The sequence below is a fragment of the Ancylobacter sp. genome, assembly GCF_965229075.1.
In the GTDB taxonomy this organism is placed as follows: Bacteria; Pseudomonadota; Alphaproteobacteria; order Rhizobiales; family Xanthobacteraceae; genus Ancylobacter.
Genome location: NZ_CBDDIO010000001.1, coordinates 68,016 through 80,399, shown reverse-complemented (window position 1 = coordinate 80,399; position 12,384 = coordinate 68,016). Strand labels below are relative to the sequence as shown.

Annotated in this window: 25 protein-coding genes; 23 read left to right on the top strand and 2 right to left on the bottom strand. The window is 64.4% G+C overall.

The features are described from left to right. Positions 1 to 82 precede the first annotated feature (82 nt). From ACO07Z_RS00445 to ACO07Z_RS00335, 23 genes are all read left to right on the top strand, one after another. Positions 83 to 412, top strand: a complete 330-nt coding sequence (locus ACO07Z_RS00445) for a helix-turn-helix transcriptional regulator (protein WP_421696887.1) — start codon at positions 83 to 85, stop codon at positions 410 to 412. 7 nt (positions 413 to 419) lie between these two features. Next, positions 420 to 632: a hypothetical protein gene (locus ACO07Z_RS00440; protein ID WP_421696886.1), complete on the top strand. Its 213-nt coding sequence runs from the start codon at positions 420 to 422 to the stop codon at positions 630 to 632. A gap of 173 nt (positions 633 to 805) precedes the next feature. Further along, positions 806 to 1,087 (top strand): DUF6948 domain-containing protein, encoded by a 282-nt coding sequence (locus ACO07Z_RS00435; RefSeq protein ID WP_421696885.1) that lies wholly within the window; start codon positions 806 to 808, stop codon positions 1,085 to 1,087. Beyond that, the gene (locus ACO07Z_RS00430; RefSeq protein WP_421696884.1) at positions 1,087 to 1,323 is read left to right on the top strand and encodes a hypothetical protein; all 237 of its coding nucleotides are present in this window, start codon (positions 1,087 to 1,089) and stop codon (positions 1,321 to 1,323) included. The genes ACO07Z_RS00435 and ACO07Z_RS00430 overlap by 1 nt, the downstream gene beginning before the upstream one ends. A gap of 81 nt (positions 1,324 to 1,404) precedes the next feature. After that, positions 1,405 to 1,632, top strand: a complete 228-nt coding sequence (locus ACO07Z_RS00425) for a hypothetical protein (protein ID WP_421696883.1) — start codon at positions 1,405 to 1,407, stop codon at positions 1,630 to 1,632. A gap of 36 nt (positions 1,633 to 1,668) precedes the next feature. After that, positions 1,669 to 1,899 (top strand): hypothetical protein, encoded by a 231-nt coding sequence (locus tag ACO07Z_RS00420; protein ID WP_421696882.1) that lies wholly within the window; start codon positions 1,669 to 1,671, stop codon positions 1,897 to 1,899. A 33-nt stretch (positions 1,900 to 1,932) separates the two neighbouring features. Next, positions 1,933 to 2,229, top strand: coding sequence for a hypothetical protein (locus ACO07Z_RS00415; protein WP_421696881.1), 297 nt, complete (start codon positions 1,933 to 1,935; stop codon positions 2,227 to 2,229). Between the two features lie 89 nt (positions 2,230 to 2,318). Beyond that, positions 2,319 to 2,687 (top strand): hypothetical protein, encoded by a 369-nt coding sequence (locus tag ACO07Z_RS00410; protein WP_421696880.1) that lies wholly within the window; start codon positions 2,319 to 2,321, stop codon positions 2,685 to 2,687. After that, on the top strand, positions 2,684 to 2,863 hold the full coding sequence (locus ACO07Z_RS00405; RefSeq protein ID WP_421696879.1) for a hypothetical protein: 180 nt from the start codon (positions 2,684 to 2,686) through the stop codon (positions 2,861 to 2,863). Before ACO07Z_RS00410 ends, ACO07Z_RS00405 begins: the two co-directional genes overlap by 4 nt. A 7-nt stretch (positions 2,864 to 2,870) precedes the next feature. Further along, entirely contained in the window at positions 2,871 to 3,176 is a 306-nt protein-coding gene (locus ACO07Z_RS00400; RefSeq protein WP_421696878.1) for a hypothetical protein, read from the top strand. Positions 3,177 to 3,416: 240 nt separating this feature from the next. Beyond that, positions 3,417 to 3,836, top strand: coding sequence for a hypothetical protein (locus ACO07Z_RS00395; RefSeq protein ID WP_421696877.1), 420 nt, complete (start codon positions 3,417 to 3,419; stop codon positions 3,834 to 3,836). Positions 3,837 to 4,099: 263 nt separating this feature from the next. Beyond that, the gene (locus ACO07Z_RS00390; RefSeq protein WP_421696876.1) at positions 4,100 to 4,273 is read left to right on the top strand and encodes a hypothetical protein; all 174 of its coding nucleotides are present in this window, start codon (positions 4,100 to 4,102) and stop codon (positions 4,271 to 4,273) included. 306 nt (positions 4,274 to 4,579) lie between these two features. Beyond that, entirely contained in the window at positions 4,580 to 4,720 is a 141-nt protein-coding gene (locus ACO07Z_RS00385; RefSeq protein WP_421696875.1) for a hypothetical protein, read from the top strand. Then, positions 4,717 to 5,034, top strand: coding sequence for a hypothetical protein (locus ACO07Z_RS00380; RefSeq protein WP_421696874.1), 318 nt, complete (start codon positions 4,717 to 4,719; stop codon positions 5,032 to 5,034). The genes ACO07Z_RS00385 and ACO07Z_RS00380 overlap by 4 nt, the downstream gene beginning before the upstream one ends. Then, positions 5,024 to 5,989, top strand: a complete 966-nt coding sequence (locus tag ACO07Z_RS00375; RefSeq protein ID WP_421696873.1) for a hypothetical protein — start codon at positions 5,024 to 5,026, stop codon at positions 5,987 to 5,989. Before ACO07Z_RS00380 ends, ACO07Z_RS00375 begins: the two co-directional genes overlap by 11 nt. 1 nt (position 5,990) lies before the next feature. Further along, a complete protein-coding gene (locus ACO07Z_RS00370) occupies positions 5,991 to 6,263 on the top strand; it encodes a hypothetical protein (protein WP_421696872.1) in 273 nt (90 codons plus the stop codon). Further along, on the top strand, positions 6,256 to 6,933 hold the full coding sequence (locus ACO07Z_RS00365) for a Lar family restriction alleviation protein (protein WP_421696871.1): 678 nt from the start codon (positions 6,256 to 6,258) through the stop codon (positions 6,931 to 6,933). Before ACO07Z_RS00370 ends, ACO07Z_RS00365 begins: the two co-directional genes overlap by 8 nt. Beyond that, positions 6,933 to 7,142 carry a hypothetical protein gene (locus tag ACO07Z_RS00360; RefSeq protein ID WP_421696870.1) on the top strand — a complete coding sequence of 70 codons (210 nt, stop codon included), beginning with the start codon at positions 6,933 to 6,935 and terminating at the stop codon, positions 7,140 to 7,142. Before ACO07Z_RS00365 ends, ACO07Z_RS00360 begins: the two co-directional genes overlap by 1 nt. Continuing rightward, positions 7,135 to 7,389, top strand: coding sequence for a hypothetical protein (locus ACO07Z_RS00355; RefSeq protein ID WP_421696869.1), 255 nt, complete (start codon positions 7,135 to 7,137; stop codon positions 7,387 to 7,389). Before ACO07Z_RS00360 ends, ACO07Z_RS00355 begins: the two co-directional genes overlap by 8 nt. Positions 7,390 to 7,628: 239 nt before the next feature. Beyond that, positions 7,629 to 7,871 (top strand): hypothetical protein, encoded by a 243-nt coding sequence (locus ACO07Z_RS00350; RefSeq protein WP_421696868.1) that lies wholly within the window; start codon positions 7,629 to 7,631, stop codon positions 7,869 to 7,871. Then, on the top strand, positions 7,868 to 8,137 hold the full coding sequence (locus ACO07Z_RS00345; protein ID WP_421696867.1) for a hypothetical protein: 270 nt from the start codon (positions 7,868 to 7,870) through the stop codon (positions 8,135 to 8,137). The genes ACO07Z_RS00350 and ACO07Z_RS00345 overlap by 4 nt, the downstream gene beginning before the upstream one ends. After that, positions 8,134 to 8,433 carry a hypothetical protein gene (locus ACO07Z_RS00340; protein WP_421696866.1) on the top strand — a complete coding sequence of 100 codons (300 nt, stop codon included), beginning with the start codon at positions 8,134 to 8,136 and terminating at the stop codon, positions 8,431 to 8,433. The genes ACO07Z_RS00345 and ACO07Z_RS00340 overlap by 4 nt, the downstream gene beginning before the upstream one ends. 694 nt (positions 8,434 to 9,127) lie before the next feature. Further along, the gene (locus ACO07Z_RS00335; protein WP_421696865.1) at positions 9,128 to 10,138 is read left to right on the top strand and encodes a tyrosine-type recombinase/integrase; all 1,011 of its coding nucleotides are present in this window, start codon (positions 9,128 to 9,130) and stop codon (positions 10,136 to 10,138) included. A gap of 44 nt (positions 10,139 to 10,182) precedes the next feature. On the opposite strand, the gene ACO07Z_RS00330 is transcribed toward ACO07Z_RS00335, so the two are convergent. Both ACO07Z_RS00330 and ACO07Z_RS00325 read right to left on the bottom strand, forming a co-directional pair. Continuing rightward, entirely contained in the window at positions 10,183 to 11,394 is a 1,212-nt protein-coding gene (locus tag ACO07Z_RS00330; protein ID WP_421696864.1) for a DNA-packaging protein, read from the bottom strand. Further along, positions 11,360 to 11,989, bottom strand: a complete 630-nt coding sequence (locus tag ACO07Z_RS00325; RefSeq protein ID WP_421696863.1) for a hypothetical protein — start codon at positions 11,987 to 11,989, stop codon at positions 11,360 to 11,362. Before ACO07Z_RS00325 ends, ACO07Z_RS00330 begins: the two co-directional genes overlap by 35 nt. Positions 11,990 to 12,384: the final 395 nt, after the last annotated feature.

Here is a 12,384-nt window from a genome sequence, read left to right as displayed (position 1 = left end):
ACCGTGACGGCAAGTTCTGGTCAAGCGCTATGTTGCCGTCACGGTCGACGATCTATCGACAAGCCGGTGGTATGTTGCCGACATGGTGACCAGAGTCGTAGCCCGTAACCCCCGCCGCCTCTATCTTGTGGAGTGGCGCACCCATCTGGACCTGACACAGGAACAGGTTGCGGAGGCAGTCGGCACGACCAAGGAGACGATTTCCCGATGGGAAAACTCCAAGCGCCTTATGAGTACAGATATCCTAGCCGAGTTGGCTGACGCGTTATCGAGCCTTTCGACAGTTAGGGTTGAGCCTCAAGATTTTTACCGCCACCCTGAAACGAGATCAGCCGACCAGCTGCTGCGGCAGATGCAAGGCGCCGAGCAGGCTGCCGCTTGGACGGTGCTCGAATCCCTGAAGCGACGCTAATAGCCCCATGGCCAAGAGCCCGCGCGAGATCGAGGATGAAGCCGGCATCGCCAGGGATTATGACGGGATCGCCCATCACCCGTCTGATAACGCCTACCTCTATTATATCCATTTTCGCATCGGGCACACGAACAAGCTGCTTGGCGAGATCAAGCTGGCCCTTTCTCTCGTGTGCGGCTGCCTCGCCGGGATAGCCATCGTCCTCTGGATCAAGCTCTGATCTGAATCAGGCTGGCGCAACGCTGGCCCGTTTTGGCGTGTCGGTTTTGTTGCCATGATGGCAATATTGCTGTTGACGCGCGGTTACCGTGATGGCAATATCTCCTCATCGCCTCAGATGAAGCGACGCGCCGGGCCAAAGAGGCCCGCCACTTCAACGCGATGGAGAAATCAATGACAGACGCAAGCCGCCCCGTTCTCGTCACGACCGCCCACAAGGGCGTGTTTGCCGGCCTCGTCCCGGCCGACGCCGACCTCACGCAGAAGACCCTCGCCCTCAAGTCTGCCCGCATGGCGATCTATTGGGGTACGACCAAGGGCGTCATGCAGCTCTGCGACACCGGCCCGACCGGCTCCAGCAAGATCAGCGCCGCCGCCGACATCCCGGTCCTGCACGATGTGACCGGCGTGTTCGCGATCACCGAGGCGGCTTGGTCGAAGTGGGTCGCGGCGTGATGGACGCCCTCGCCCGCATCATCACGGCAGACGACTTGATCCGTGGCGGCGCGTGCCGGAATGGCGTCATGGAGTCCGCCTCCCCCAATTGGCCAGCAGCGTTCCCCGTCGCAGTCGCCATGAAGGAAGCCCGCAAGCGCGGGGAGACGAAGACCGTCCTGCAAGCGCTTGCGCTCGACGGCGACGGCTCCGGCGACGGCTCCGGCTACGGCTACGGCGACGGCGACGGCGACTGAGCCCCAAAACTCAGCGCGCCGGGCCGCCCCAATCCCCCTCGCCAACTGGCCCGGCGCATTTATTTCAGGATGGAGATGGAAATGTCCGGCCGCAGAAACTCATCCGGGTTCAACGATACGGCCGACTGCTTCCGCACCATCAACGGTGAGCGCTACGTCGGCTGGATGATCAACCCCAGCGCCGCGCGGATTTCCGCGTATCGCGCTGCCGGCATCAAGTGCCGGAAGGTTCGCCGGGATGAATTGTTTGTCCGGGAGAGCGACACCTCCGCCGCTTCCGACATTGACCGCAAAGCAGATCGGGCCTGACGGCCCGGCGCATTTCCTTCCGCGATGGAGAGACAGATGGCTAAGCCTGCTTCCGCATATCGAGCCGCACGCCGCGCCGAGTTCAAAGCCGTGGTTTCGGATGGCCGGAGTGGTGGCGGTAACGGCATCGGGTCACGGTCGCTTACCGGCCTGTGGGATGTGTCTGACCTTCGTGTCGGCCCGCGCGCGAAATATTGGCCGGCCCAGCCTCGCCCCAACAAGTATGTCCCGCACATCGGCAAAAAGCAGCGCAACCGGCGCGCCTGACACCCCGGCGCAATTCTCCCAGAGGACAAGACAATGGGTTGGCCTGATTTCACGCCCTTCGTCACCGAAGTCTGCCGGGATGACGAGTCCTTCTATGTCGATGTCGAAATGGACTGGAACGGCAACATCCGCGCCACGCTGTACGGAACAGTGACCCGCGCCGAGATGCTGATGTCTCAGGCCGAACTCAACGACATGTACGACCTCGTTGAAGAGGCGAAGTACTGGCGCGAAGAGCCCAACTGGTCGCTTCACAACCGTTCCATTGCCGAGATGTGCCGCCTTGATAGCGAGCGCCCGGCTGTACCCCACCAGATTGCAGCGGAGTAGCCGAGATGGCGCCCTCGCCTGAATTCATCGCGTTCCTTGAGGCTTGGCACGCCTATGTCGCCGCCAGCCGTGCCGCTGCGGAGTGAGCCATGAGCAAAGATAAGGTTACCCAGCGCTTGGAAGCCGCTCTTGAGCCCAGCAAGCGCCTTACAGCGGAGGCTGTTGCTTTCTCCAGAAAGTATGGTCTCGAACCATTTCTGACGAGAGTCCCGCGCATTGTTTGCGCTGATGGGTTTTCGATGTCTGTTCAAGCGAGTGACGGTCATTATTGCCAACCACGCGACAGCAAAGGCCCGTGGTATCAAGTTGAGGTTGGATTCCCTAGCGAGAAGGTCGACGCATTGATGCCCTTTATTGAGGGCGATGAAAATCAAGACCCTACCAGTACTGTCTATGGGTATGTTCCAATCGAGACAGTCGTTCAGGTCATCATTGATCATGGTGGATTTACGCCATGATGCGCCAGTCCTCCCACGACATACGCCCCATAGCCTCAGCCATCCGCGACGCAGAGCGCGATCTCAGCGATGCCGAATGGACAGGCGACGAACAAGCAATCACGCGAGCCACGGTAGTTCTCGCGTCCCTGAAATCACAAGCGGAGCGCGGCGAAGAATACGCCGTGCCGTTCTGAGGGATTGATGATGAGCGCAAAGTGGAAAGACATCACGTCATATTCGCGGGACGATAAGGAGCGGGTTCCGTCTACTTGGGAGCTTCGGCTTACGCCCTACACCAGAATTTTCGTCATGCGCAGTCACCGCGCAGATCCTGACAACTGGACGATGCATTGCGGGCCTTGGTTTGACACTTATCCTCTTGGCCTGCCGTCAAAGATGGAAAATCGCGACGAGGCCATGTCTCGCGCCCTCAACCTTGTCGCTGACAAAATTGAGGATCTGCACGAAGCCATCGCCGCCGCCCGCACCCTCTCGGAGGGTGAGTGAGATGGCTCACACGTACTGCGCCAACAAGTTCAATTCGACCCCGTTTTCAAGCTGCTGCGGCACAGCCTCGTTCGGCCCGAAGTGCGAGCGGTGCGGAGAGGCGATTACCCACCATCAGCCCAGCGCTGCTGTTCTCGCCGCTCGGCGTCTCCGCGCGCAAGGCCGGTGCGGCATGTGCGGGAGCCCCCGCGGCAATCCGGCAATCGCCGGCAATTGTCACTGCTAGGAGGAGGATAAGTGATGTCCGACACTCAGAACACCCCTTGGTACCCGCCCGGAGAGGGCTGGGTTGAGTGGCACGGTGGCCCGAACCCGGTGCCGGGGGCTGAGGTAGAAATCCTTCTGCGGAGTGAGCGCGAAACGCTCACTTATGAGCCGGAGGTAATGCGGTCAGTTGTTGCGGAGCCGTGGGAGCACGAAGGCTTCGGCGAAGACACCGTCGCCTACCGTGTCGTCACTCCCTACCCCACCGCCGTAGACAGGGCGCTTTTAGATGAGATGGTAAAGGCTTTGGTTGCTTGCGAAAAGCAGGCTGAGGAAGCGCGCATGATCCTCATCAACCACTTAGAAGAGCCGGAGCGGCAAGCCTTCTGGAAGGCGGTAAACATACGCGGTCTTGCCCGCGCCGCCCTCGCCAAAGCTCGCGAGGCGTCCAAATGAGCGATGCATTGTGGGCCTCCGTTATGGCGGCTGTCCTTGGCCTAAACATCCATTTTTGGATCGTTAGCCCAACCAAGCTTTCGGCGTCTGTGAACGCTTACGCCGCCGGCTGGAATTCGCTCGGGCTGATCCTCTTGCTGACCGGAGGTCTGTCATGACCCCCGAAGACCTCCGCAACCTTCCTTACGTCATCCCGCAATTCATCGGTATCGCCTTCGTGCTTGCCGTCGTTCTCGGCTGGTGCGTTGGCCTTGGAGCGTGACATGTCCGCTATTGAGATTGTTCTTGCCGCATGCCTGCCGCTTGGGCTGCTCCTTGGCGGGGCCGTCATCTACCTCACCACCCGCCGGTCTTACGTCCGCGCCGCCTCCTACGATGACGAGGGCGTGCATGGTGACGTGGTGATCGTGCCGCGCCGTGGTGCCGCCCATGACTGACGCCCCCGCGAAGGCCGGAGAGCGGCCGGTGACGCAGTACGAATGTCCGTGCGGTCAGAGGTGGATGGGCGCCGCGCCGCCTGCGCCCGCCGAGATGTGCCCAAGCTGCAATGGCGCGGGCTTCGAGCCAGATCCCGTCGAGTGCTGGAACTGCGGCGGTGATGGCTACGTCTCGTGCTGCTTCGAGGAATACGCGTGCATCGCCCCCGAGGGTGGGTGCGACGAATGCGAACGACGCTGCGATATCTGCAATGGCAGAGGCGCTCTCCCCGCCGCCCGCGACGCGGCCATGAAGGAGGGCGCCAAATGAGCCTTCAGGCGCGCGTTTCCCTCGTCTGCGCTGCCATCGGCGCCGTCTGCATCGCCGGCTTCCTCATTCACAAGACCACCATGCTGGACGGCCTCCTGCGGGTCGCGGCGCTGGTCATTCACGGAGACGCATCGTGAACACGACACGCATTGTCCAAGCGGCGAACGAGATCGAAAAGAACGAGCGCGCGCTAAAATGGCTGGAAGAATACGGGCACCAACTTTCGGCGCGGGACCGCGACAGCTTCACAGTTGAGCTGCGACTGCACTCTGCAAGCGCCTGTCCAGGCGGAAAAGAGGCAGAAACCGTTCTGTCTAGCCTTGCCCGGTTCGGGATCGATGAGTTGGTCGAGACGGCAAAGAGGAACTGCCGGAACACCATCGAAATAAGCCGCAACGCCATTGCGCAGGAAGTCGCCGCCCTCAACGCGGAGCCCGGCCATGACCGCTGACATGCCCGATCCGCGAGAAGTGGCGCGAGAGGCGATGGCGTCCTACTGGTCTGACCGCAGAGACCATGACCTCGCTGTGCTCGCGAGACGTGGTGAACCATACGCCCACGATTTATATGACAAGTTCGCTCTCCTCGGCGCCCGCGCCATGCAGGACGCCATGGCCGGGCGGGTGAGGGTCAAGGAGCTGGAATGGACACGCACAGAGAGACAGCACGTGAACCCCTTCGGGGGGCCGCCTCTCCCTGACGTCAGAATGCGCAGCGACGCCTTGGGAGGGGTCTATCTCGTCACGCTCTCCAACGGCGCGGTATACTTCAACGATACGCTCATCAAGGGCCTTCGTGGCATTGAGGGCGCCCAAGCGCACCACGACCACCGCATCCTCTCCGCCCTCGAACCCGCCGGCGCGCAGGAGGGGGCGGCACAGAGGCACGACGCGATTGCCAAGGAATGGCTTGCCGACCCTGTGATCAACGCAGCCGTCCATGGCGCCACCCCCGCGCCCGACGTGCCGGGGCTGTCTGCAAGGCTGCGCTGGCACACGGATAAGGAAGGCGGCGGGTTCCGCCTGATCAACCCGGATGGCCCCGAAGCCGTCGACGCACTTGAGGCCCTACAGGCCGAGGTGGCGGCGCAAAAGGCTCGCGCGGACGACATGCACCGTCGAGCGCAGCGAGCGGAAGCCCCGAAGATGGCCGCTCGCGATGTCGCGAACAAGATGTGGAATTTTGTCTGGAAAGCTGGCGAGCGCTACCACAAGGCCCGTGCCCGCGCCACAGCCGCCGAAGCCGAGCGTGACTATCTCAAGGCCGAGGTGAAGCGGAAGGATGTTGCTCTCTACCAAATAGCCAACGTCGGCCAAGGCCCTACCTGGTACACCGCGCCAAGCGTAGTGCGGAAGGCAGAAGACATCGCCCGCGCCGCGCTCGCGCCGGCCAAGGCGGGAGGGTGAGATGGGCAAACATATCCTTATTTGGCCCGAAGGGTTTCCCCGCGATGGTGTGATGGTCGACTTCGGGCTGCACCCTACGCAGTTTCGGTTTATCCGGCTGAAGGACCGAAGCACTTGGGATGCACTACGTGGCCTCCATGAGCCAGTCGTATTGGACCCGTTCTACGAATGCCTAGGCGAGCTAGCCGACTTTGTATCGGCTTATCGAGGAATCGTCGTCACCGGCCTTGATGAGTGTCGCGCTGAGCTTTTGAAGGACACGCCCCATGACTGACCGCACACCGGCCGAGGCGACGTTGCTGCCGTGCCCGTTCTGCGGGAGCACCGATCTAGATGACCGAGGAGACAATGCGATCTGGTGCAAAACCGTAAACTGCGAGGCGGGCATAGATTATGGGCACTCAACTGGCCCCAAAACCCGAGCAGCTGTTCGGGCGGCCTGGAACCGCCGCGCCTCGCCGCCCGCTCCGGCGGCTGAGCCGGTGGCGCTGGATATCGAGCGCATCGTCAACGATGCGGAGATTGAATGGTCCTATCGTGAAGACGATTATCGCTATCCCCGCGACTTCTGGCATGCGCGCATCTCGTATGGCCCGCTTCGCACTGGCTGGGTCAGCTACGGCGATCAGGAGGCCCGCACACTGCCTGACGATGTTAAGGCGGCTGCGGAGATCGAGCTTCGCGGCGTGATCCGCTCAATGGCAACATCACTGCCCCTCTACGCCCACCCCCTCGACGCGGCAGCGATCCGCGCCGAGGCGAGGAGGGCGGCGCTGGAGGAGGTTATGGGGGCGGCGCTGTCTCGCGGGCTAGAATGGCAGCGCAAAGCCAAAGAGCCTGGGCGAAGCGACCACGACGTGGCCGTCTTTGAAAGCGCCGCGTCGGCAGCCGCCGAGATTCACGAGTCTATCCGCACCCTCGCCGACAAGGGGAAGGCGGAGTGATGAAAAAGCACAAGCGCCGCGAGATGACCGAAACGATCCGCAGCGTCGCGGATGGCATCGTCGGCACCATCGAAATGGGCGATGGCTCGCCGGATGATGCGCTCTTGCGGCTCCGGGTGATCCGGGCCGATGCACAGCGCATTGAACGGCTCGCCGCCATGCTGCTCGGCAAGACCCCCGCCCCTCCCGCAGGAGGGCGCGATGTCTAAGAGCGTCACCGTCGACTCGGTCGGAGAGGCCATCCAGCGCGCCGAGAAGGCTGCCGACGCAGCTTTGCGCCGCGGGCGCATCCCGGCCAGTCGCGTCGCCGCGTTCGCCGCCGGCTACCGGCAGGCGATGAAGGACATGGAGTCCGCGCCCGTCGTGACGGAAGGCGTGCCGCCCGATCTGGTGCTGGAGCTTCTGTCCCGCGCCACGGGCGAGCGCAAGACCGCAGGAGGGCGCGATGGGGAGTGATCCGAACCCGCGCATGATGTTCACCGAGCCGGTTGGTCCGTGGCACGACTGGTTCGCATGGAAGCCCGTCCGCACTTATGACCAACGCCTTGTCTGGCTTCGTTGGTGCCGGCGGCGCTGCATGCAGAAACACCAGTACCTCTGTGGAGGGCCGGACTTCTCATGGCAGTACCACCTCCCCACCCCTCCCAGCGCACAGGGAGGCGGGGATGGGGAGTGAGGGGGCGATCCATACCAGCATGGCAGTCGTTTGGCACGGAGGCGGGCGCCGATGGTTCACGCGCCGGGCCGCTGAAAATGCCGAGGCCCGGCGGCTGATCAACAAGCGCTGTGAATGCGATAACGGAGACGCTTTCACACCGCCCTACACCTGCGGTTTGCACAAGGATGCGGTCAAGAACGCGCGCCGGACCCGCCTGATGGTGGCGATGTTCGTGCGTCCCACCACCCGCGCCGCTCTCCCCCAGGAGGAACAGGAATGACCGCAGAACGCATCACAGGCGTGGCGATAATGGACGGGAAGGGCCGCCTTTGGGCGCTGCCAGCACCACACCGCCACCACCACATCTTTGCGCTTGCCGCATTCATAGGCGACAGCGCCGAAGGCCCGATGCGAGGGCAGGGCTTCACGACAAGTGAAGGTCGCTTTCTCGAACGGGCGGATGCGCTTGCTGTTGCCAAAGCCGCCGGCCAGACGCGCCCCGACGAGCAGCTTGGGGCCATGCTCTATTCGGAGGATCTGTGGTGACCCTACTCACAGAACAGCAGATGGCGGAAGTGGTGGAGGCGATGGCGAGGGCTGGCTATGCCGAATCGGTGTGGGCAGGATGGCCAGAGCCGCATCGCGCCGGGCGCCGCCGAGACATGGAGAGGGCCCTCACCGCCGCCCTGCCTGCGATAGAGCGTGCGGTGCTGGAAAGGGCAATCGTTGCAGCGAAAGGGTGCGCGTGGGTAGCTTTCAACGAAGAGGAAGCGAAGGCGTGCGAGGTCCTTCTCGGAGACATCGTTGAAACCATCCGCGCTCTTGCCGGGGAGGTGGGGTGATGGAAGAGCAAATTGTCGAAACTCTCGCCGATGCTGATGTCGGGTCCGTTGTTTGGCGGTACCACTCTGAACGCACACGCAATGTCGATGGGAAATACGCGGGGCGTGGGGTTTGGGCCGCTGAGAAGGTCACTGCAAAAACCCGCATGTCTCTTGAATGCTCAGGCGCCAAGTTTGACATAAAAACGGGCCGCTCACGTCCTGTGCGAGGATACTGTAGCCGCGACGTAATTGCTGGCAAGCGCGAGCGATTCCACGCAGATTACAAAAATAGCGCTTGGGCGATAGCGGATAGGGTCCGTTACGCGGATGCCGAGACGCTTGTGAAGGTCGCGGAACTGGTTGGGTGGAAGCCATGAACCCCCACCGCACCGGGCGCCGCTGGGCTTACCTGCTAGGCGCCGCTCTTGTCTTGTCTGCGATAATAGGGCTCGTTGACAAATGCCAGCCTCATACCTGAGCCGCAAAAGCCTCGCCTCCGAACTGGACATGTCGGAGAGCACCGTTGACGAGATGGTGAGCCGTGGCGTGCTGCCGCGCCCTATCCGGTTGTCGAACGGCTGCGTCCGCTGGTGCTGGGCTTCGGTGCAGATGAGCCTTGCATCGCTGTCGCCACAGGGCAACGATGCCGCCCCTGTCGACGCTTATACGCAGGGGGCGAGGGATGCCGCGAAATTCGCGCAGGAGAGGCGCCGTGGAGCTTCCTAAGGGCGTGCACCGCGTCGTCTCGCGGGGGCGGGAGTATTTTTACTACCAGCCCGGCCGGAACACGCCGAGCGCTGAGAAGCCTATTGCTCTTGGCAGCGACCCGCACAAGCCCGAGTTCTGGGTAAAGCTCCGCGAGGCCCAAGGGCTTCTGACCGGCGGGCGGATCGAGACGTTCGCCGACGTGTGCGACGCCTACGAAATCTCGCCGCAGTTCACCAAGCTCGCCAAGGGGACCAAGGAGCAATATCTGCGGGGCCTCGGCATCGCCAAGAAGGCATGGGGGAAGCTCCCCGCAGACGGTCTAGGCCCGGCGAACGTTCTGGAGCTAATGGACGGGCTCGCTTCTATCCCTGGCACGGCAAACACCGTTCTAGGCGTCCTGCGAGCGATATCGACATGGGGAGTTGCGCGGCGCAAGTTCGCCGCCTCGATCACGGCCGGCGTGAAGCCCTATGACAAGACGGGCGGGCATAAGCCTTGGACCGATGCCCAGCTAGAGGCGGCTGAAGAGCACCTCACCGGCATGGTGCGCCGGGCGTTCTTCCTTGCCCGCTATACGGGCCAGCGCGGCTCTGACGTGGTGCGGCTTGGTCCGACCTTCCTTGATGAAGGAGGATTCCGCCTGTCGCAGCAAAAGACCGGCGTGGAAATCTGGTGCCCGATTGATGATGTTCTGGCGGCGGAAATGGCCACATGGCCCGTGTCGCCGGGCGCCTACCTTCGCAACGACAAGGGGCGAGCGATGACGCGCAAGGTGCTGGACCGGCATTTCGCGGAGCAGCGCGACGCGATCCCGGATCTTGCCGGCTGCACGCTTCATGGACTGCGCGGCACCCGCGTGGTGGAGCTGCGCCGGGCCGGCCTCACCAGCACGCAGATACAGGATCAGGTCGGCATGTCGCTCGCCATGATCGAAAGGTACTGCCGGTTTGCCGACAAGAAGGCGAACGGCAAGGCGTCCGTGGTGCACCTCAAGGAACGCAGGCGGAACGCTTGATTGAAAAACTTTGCAAAACATATGGCCTGAAAGGCTTATGTTTGCTAGACTGAGACGAAATCGCACATCTCGTCTTCCAGCGCCGGGAACGGGCCGACATGGCGCACCCGTCCCTGCTCGTAGAGCGCGGCCACCGGTTCGGCGCGCAGCCATTTTCCGCGCGTGGCGCGCACTTCGCTCACCGGCACGGTGGGGTCGATGCCGGCGAGGATGGTCCGCACCATCTCCCCGCCCTGGTTCACCTCCACCACCACCCGGTCGGCCTCCAGCCTGTGGAACAGGCCGATGGCGCGCCCGCCCCAGCCATTGGGCGAGAGGCCCTGCGCGCTTTCATCCGCCAGCACATGCACGACGCCTTCCGCGTCGATCCCCGCCGCGAGAAGGCCGCAGGCATCCGCCCGCTTGCCGGAGGAGGCCGGCGGGTCCACCGCCACCACGATGCGCTGCATCGGGCGCGCCACCTCCGCCTCCACCCGCCCCGCCTCCAGCGCCGCGCGGTTCCACAGCGCGTCCGGCCGGTCCTCGATCAGTTCGCCGCCGAGTTCCTGCCGGCCGAGCCGCGTGCCGGCATAGCGGCCGACCACGGTGTCGAGAAAGCGCGGCGCCAGATGCGCGGCGTTTTCCGCCGTTCCCATCCGCGTCACCGCCGTGCGCGGGTCGGCGAGCAGGGCGCGGATCAGCGCGGTGGGGCGCGGGGTGGTCGTCACCATCTGGCGCGGCCGCTCACCGAGGCGCAGACCGAATTGCAGCATGTCGAAGGCGGCCTGGGCGTAGCGCCATTTCGCCAGCTCGTCGCACCAGGCGGCGTCGAATTGCGGCCCGCGCAAACTCTCGGGGTCGTCGGCGGAAAAGCCCTGCGCCACCGCCCCGTTCGGCCAGACGAGGCGCCGGCGCGTCGGCTCCCAGTTCGGGCGCTCGCCGCGCGGGTGGATGGCGAGGAGGCCGGAGACGCCCTCCACCATCACATCGCGCAGATCGGCATGGCTTTCCGCCACCAGTGCGAGCCGCCCGGCCTTCGGCCCGGCGCCGCCGTGAACGAGGGCGCGCACCCATTCCGCGCCCGCCCGTGTCTTGCCGGCGCCGCGCCCGCCCAGCATCAGCCAGGTGAGCCAGTCGCCGCCGCCCTGCGCCCTGTCGGGCGGGCGCTGCGAGGGCCGGCCGATCAGCGGCCAGTGATGGCGCAGCCAGTCGAGCGTCGGCGCGTCGAGCGCTTCCAGCGCCTCAGGCAGCTTCCCCGCTCGCCAGCACGCGCTCAAGCGTGCGGCCAAGCTCGCGTCGGAAGGCGTCGGCGTCGCGGTCGGCGTCATCGTCGCTCCCGTCGGGCTGTTCTCTGTCCAGAGCCGCCAGTTCGCGCAGCGAGCGCACGAGAATGGCCAGCGTGCGCGCGGCGCGCTCGCTGTCGGCCTGGCTCGCCTCCGGCCGCGCCGCGACGGCGAGGCCGGCCAGCGCGACCAGCCGCTCCAGCGCGGCGATCTCGCGCTCGATCCGCCGCACCAGCCGGTTGATCAGTTCGCCGCGCGAGGCCGGCACCGCTTCCGCCGGGGCCGGAGCGGCCGCCGTTCCCGTAGCTGGGGGCGGCCCGGAGGCCGGCAGGTCGCCCGCGAGAGGGTCTTGGGGGGTCAGGTCTTGCGGGGGCAGGTCTTGCGGGGGCGGATCGGCGCGCGGCGCGGGTGCCCCGGGAATGCGCGCCATGCGCGGCGTCCAGCCCCAGCGCTGGCGGCGGAGATTGAAGGTGGATTTGGAAATGCCGAGCAGATCCGCCACCTGCTGCACCGGCACATTCGTACGCTCATAGAGCCGACGCGCCTCTTCCAGCGCTTCCGGCGAAACGGACCGCCCGGGAACCGACATGCCACCTCCGCCGCTCGGGAACGGAAACGAAAAAGCCGGCCCGAAGGCCGGCTGAAACATGACCACCGCGCGGGGCCGGAGGTTCATCCCGCCGCTTCTGACGCAGTTGTGGAGCATGGGGGAAAGCTACCCCACCAGCGCGACGCTGTCAAGGATTAATTTCCTAGTTTAGGAATTATGTTCCTTATGCCCTGAAGTCGTCACGCCCCGCGCCGCACCGATCCGGGATCCGGGGGAAGCTCTTCGGCCGAAAACCGGCTCCGCGCCCCCCTCATCCCCGGGCTTGACCCGGGGATCCAGCCTTCCCAACGGCACATGGCGGAAAGCCTGGGTGGCCGGGTCAAGCCCGGCCATGAGGGTGTGCAAGCGGCGGCGTCCTGCGAAACGAAGCGGCC

Coding starts and splice junctions, on each gene's coding strand:
- ACO07Z_RS00410 (WP_421696880.1), top strand. CDS start 2,319: ATGAGCAAAGATAAGGTTACCCAGCGCTTGGAAGCCGCTCTTGAGCCC.
- ACO07Z_RS00390 (WP_421696876.1), top strand. CDS start 4,100: ATGTCCGCTATTGAGATTGTTCTTGCCGCATGCCTGCCGCTTGGGCTG.
- ACO07Z_RS00425 (WP_421696883.1), top strand. CDS start 1,405: ATGTCCGGCCGCAGAAACTCATCCGGGTTCAACGATACGGCCGACTGC.
- ACO07Z_RS00415 (WP_421696881.1), top strand. CDS start 1,933: ATGGGTTGGCCTGATTTCACGCCCTTCGTCACCGAAGTCTGCCGGGAT.
- ACO07Z_RS00365 (WP_421696871.1), top strand. CDS start 6,256: ATGACTGACCGCACACCGGCCGAGGCGACGTTGCTGCCGTGCCCGTTC.
- ACO07Z_RS00405 (WP_421696879.1), top strand. CDS start 2,684: ATGATGCGCCAGTCCTCCCACGACATACGCCCCATAGCCTCAGCCATC.
- ACO07Z_RS00345 (WP_421696867.1), top strand. CDS start 7,868: ATGACCGCAGAACGCATCACAGGCGTGGCGATAATGGACGGGAAGGGC.
- ACO07Z_RS00400 (WP_421696878.1), top strand. CDS start 2,871: ATGATGAGCGCAAAGTGGAAAGACATCACGTCATATTCGCGGGACGAT.
- ACO07Z_RS00375 (WP_421696873.1), top strand. CDS start 5,024: ATGACCGCTGACATGCCCGATCCGCGAGAAGTGGCGCGAGAGGCGATG.
- ACO07Z_RS00350 (WP_421696868.1), top strand. CDS start 7,629: ATGGCAGTCGTTTGGCACGGAGGCGGGCGCCGATGGTTCACGCGCCGG.
- ACO07Z_RS00420 (WP_421696882.1), top strand. CDS start 1,669: ATGGCTAAGCCTGCTTCCGCATATCGAGCCGCACGCCGCGCCGAGTTC.
- ACO07Z_RS00395 (WP_421696877.1), top strand. CDS start 3,417: ATGTCCGACACTCAGAACACCCCTTGGTACCCGCCCGGAGAGGGCTGG.
- ACO07Z_RS00325 (WP_421696863.1), bottom strand. CDS start 11,989: ATGTCGGTTCCCGGGCGGTCCGTTTCGCCGGAAGCGCTGGAAGAGGCG.
- ACO07Z_RS00440 (WP_421696886.1), top strand. CDS start 420: ATGGCCAAGAGCCCGCGCGAGATCGAGGATGAAGCCGGCATCGCCAGG.
- ACO07Z_RS00385 (WP_421696875.1), top strand. CDS start 4,580: ATGAGCCTTCAGGCGCGCGTTTCCCTCGTCTGCGCTGCCATCGGCGCC.
- ACO07Z_RS00370 (WP_421696872.1), top strand. CDS start 5,991: ATGGGCAAACATATCCTTATTTGGCCCGAAGGGTTTCCCCGCGATGGT.
- ACO07Z_RS00445 (WP_421696887.1), top strand. CDS start 83: ATGGTGACCAGAGTCGTAGCCCGTAACCCCCGCCGCCTCTATCTTGTG.
- ACO07Z_RS00435 (WP_421696885.1), top strand. CDS start 806: ATGACAGACGCAAGCCGCCCCGTTCTCGTCACGACCGCCCACAAGGGC.
- ACO07Z_RS00360 (WP_421696870.1), top strand. CDS start 6,933: ATGAAAAAGCACAAGCGCCGCGAGATGACCGAAACGATCCGCAGCGTC.
- ACO07Z_RS00430 (WP_421696884.1), top strand. CDS start 1,087: ATGGACGCCCTCGCCCGCATCATCACGGCAGACGACTTGATCCGTGGC.
- ACO07Z_RS00355 (WP_421696869.1), top strand. CDS start 7,135: ATGTCTAAGAGCGTCACCGTCGACTCGGTCGGAGAGGCCATCCAGCGC.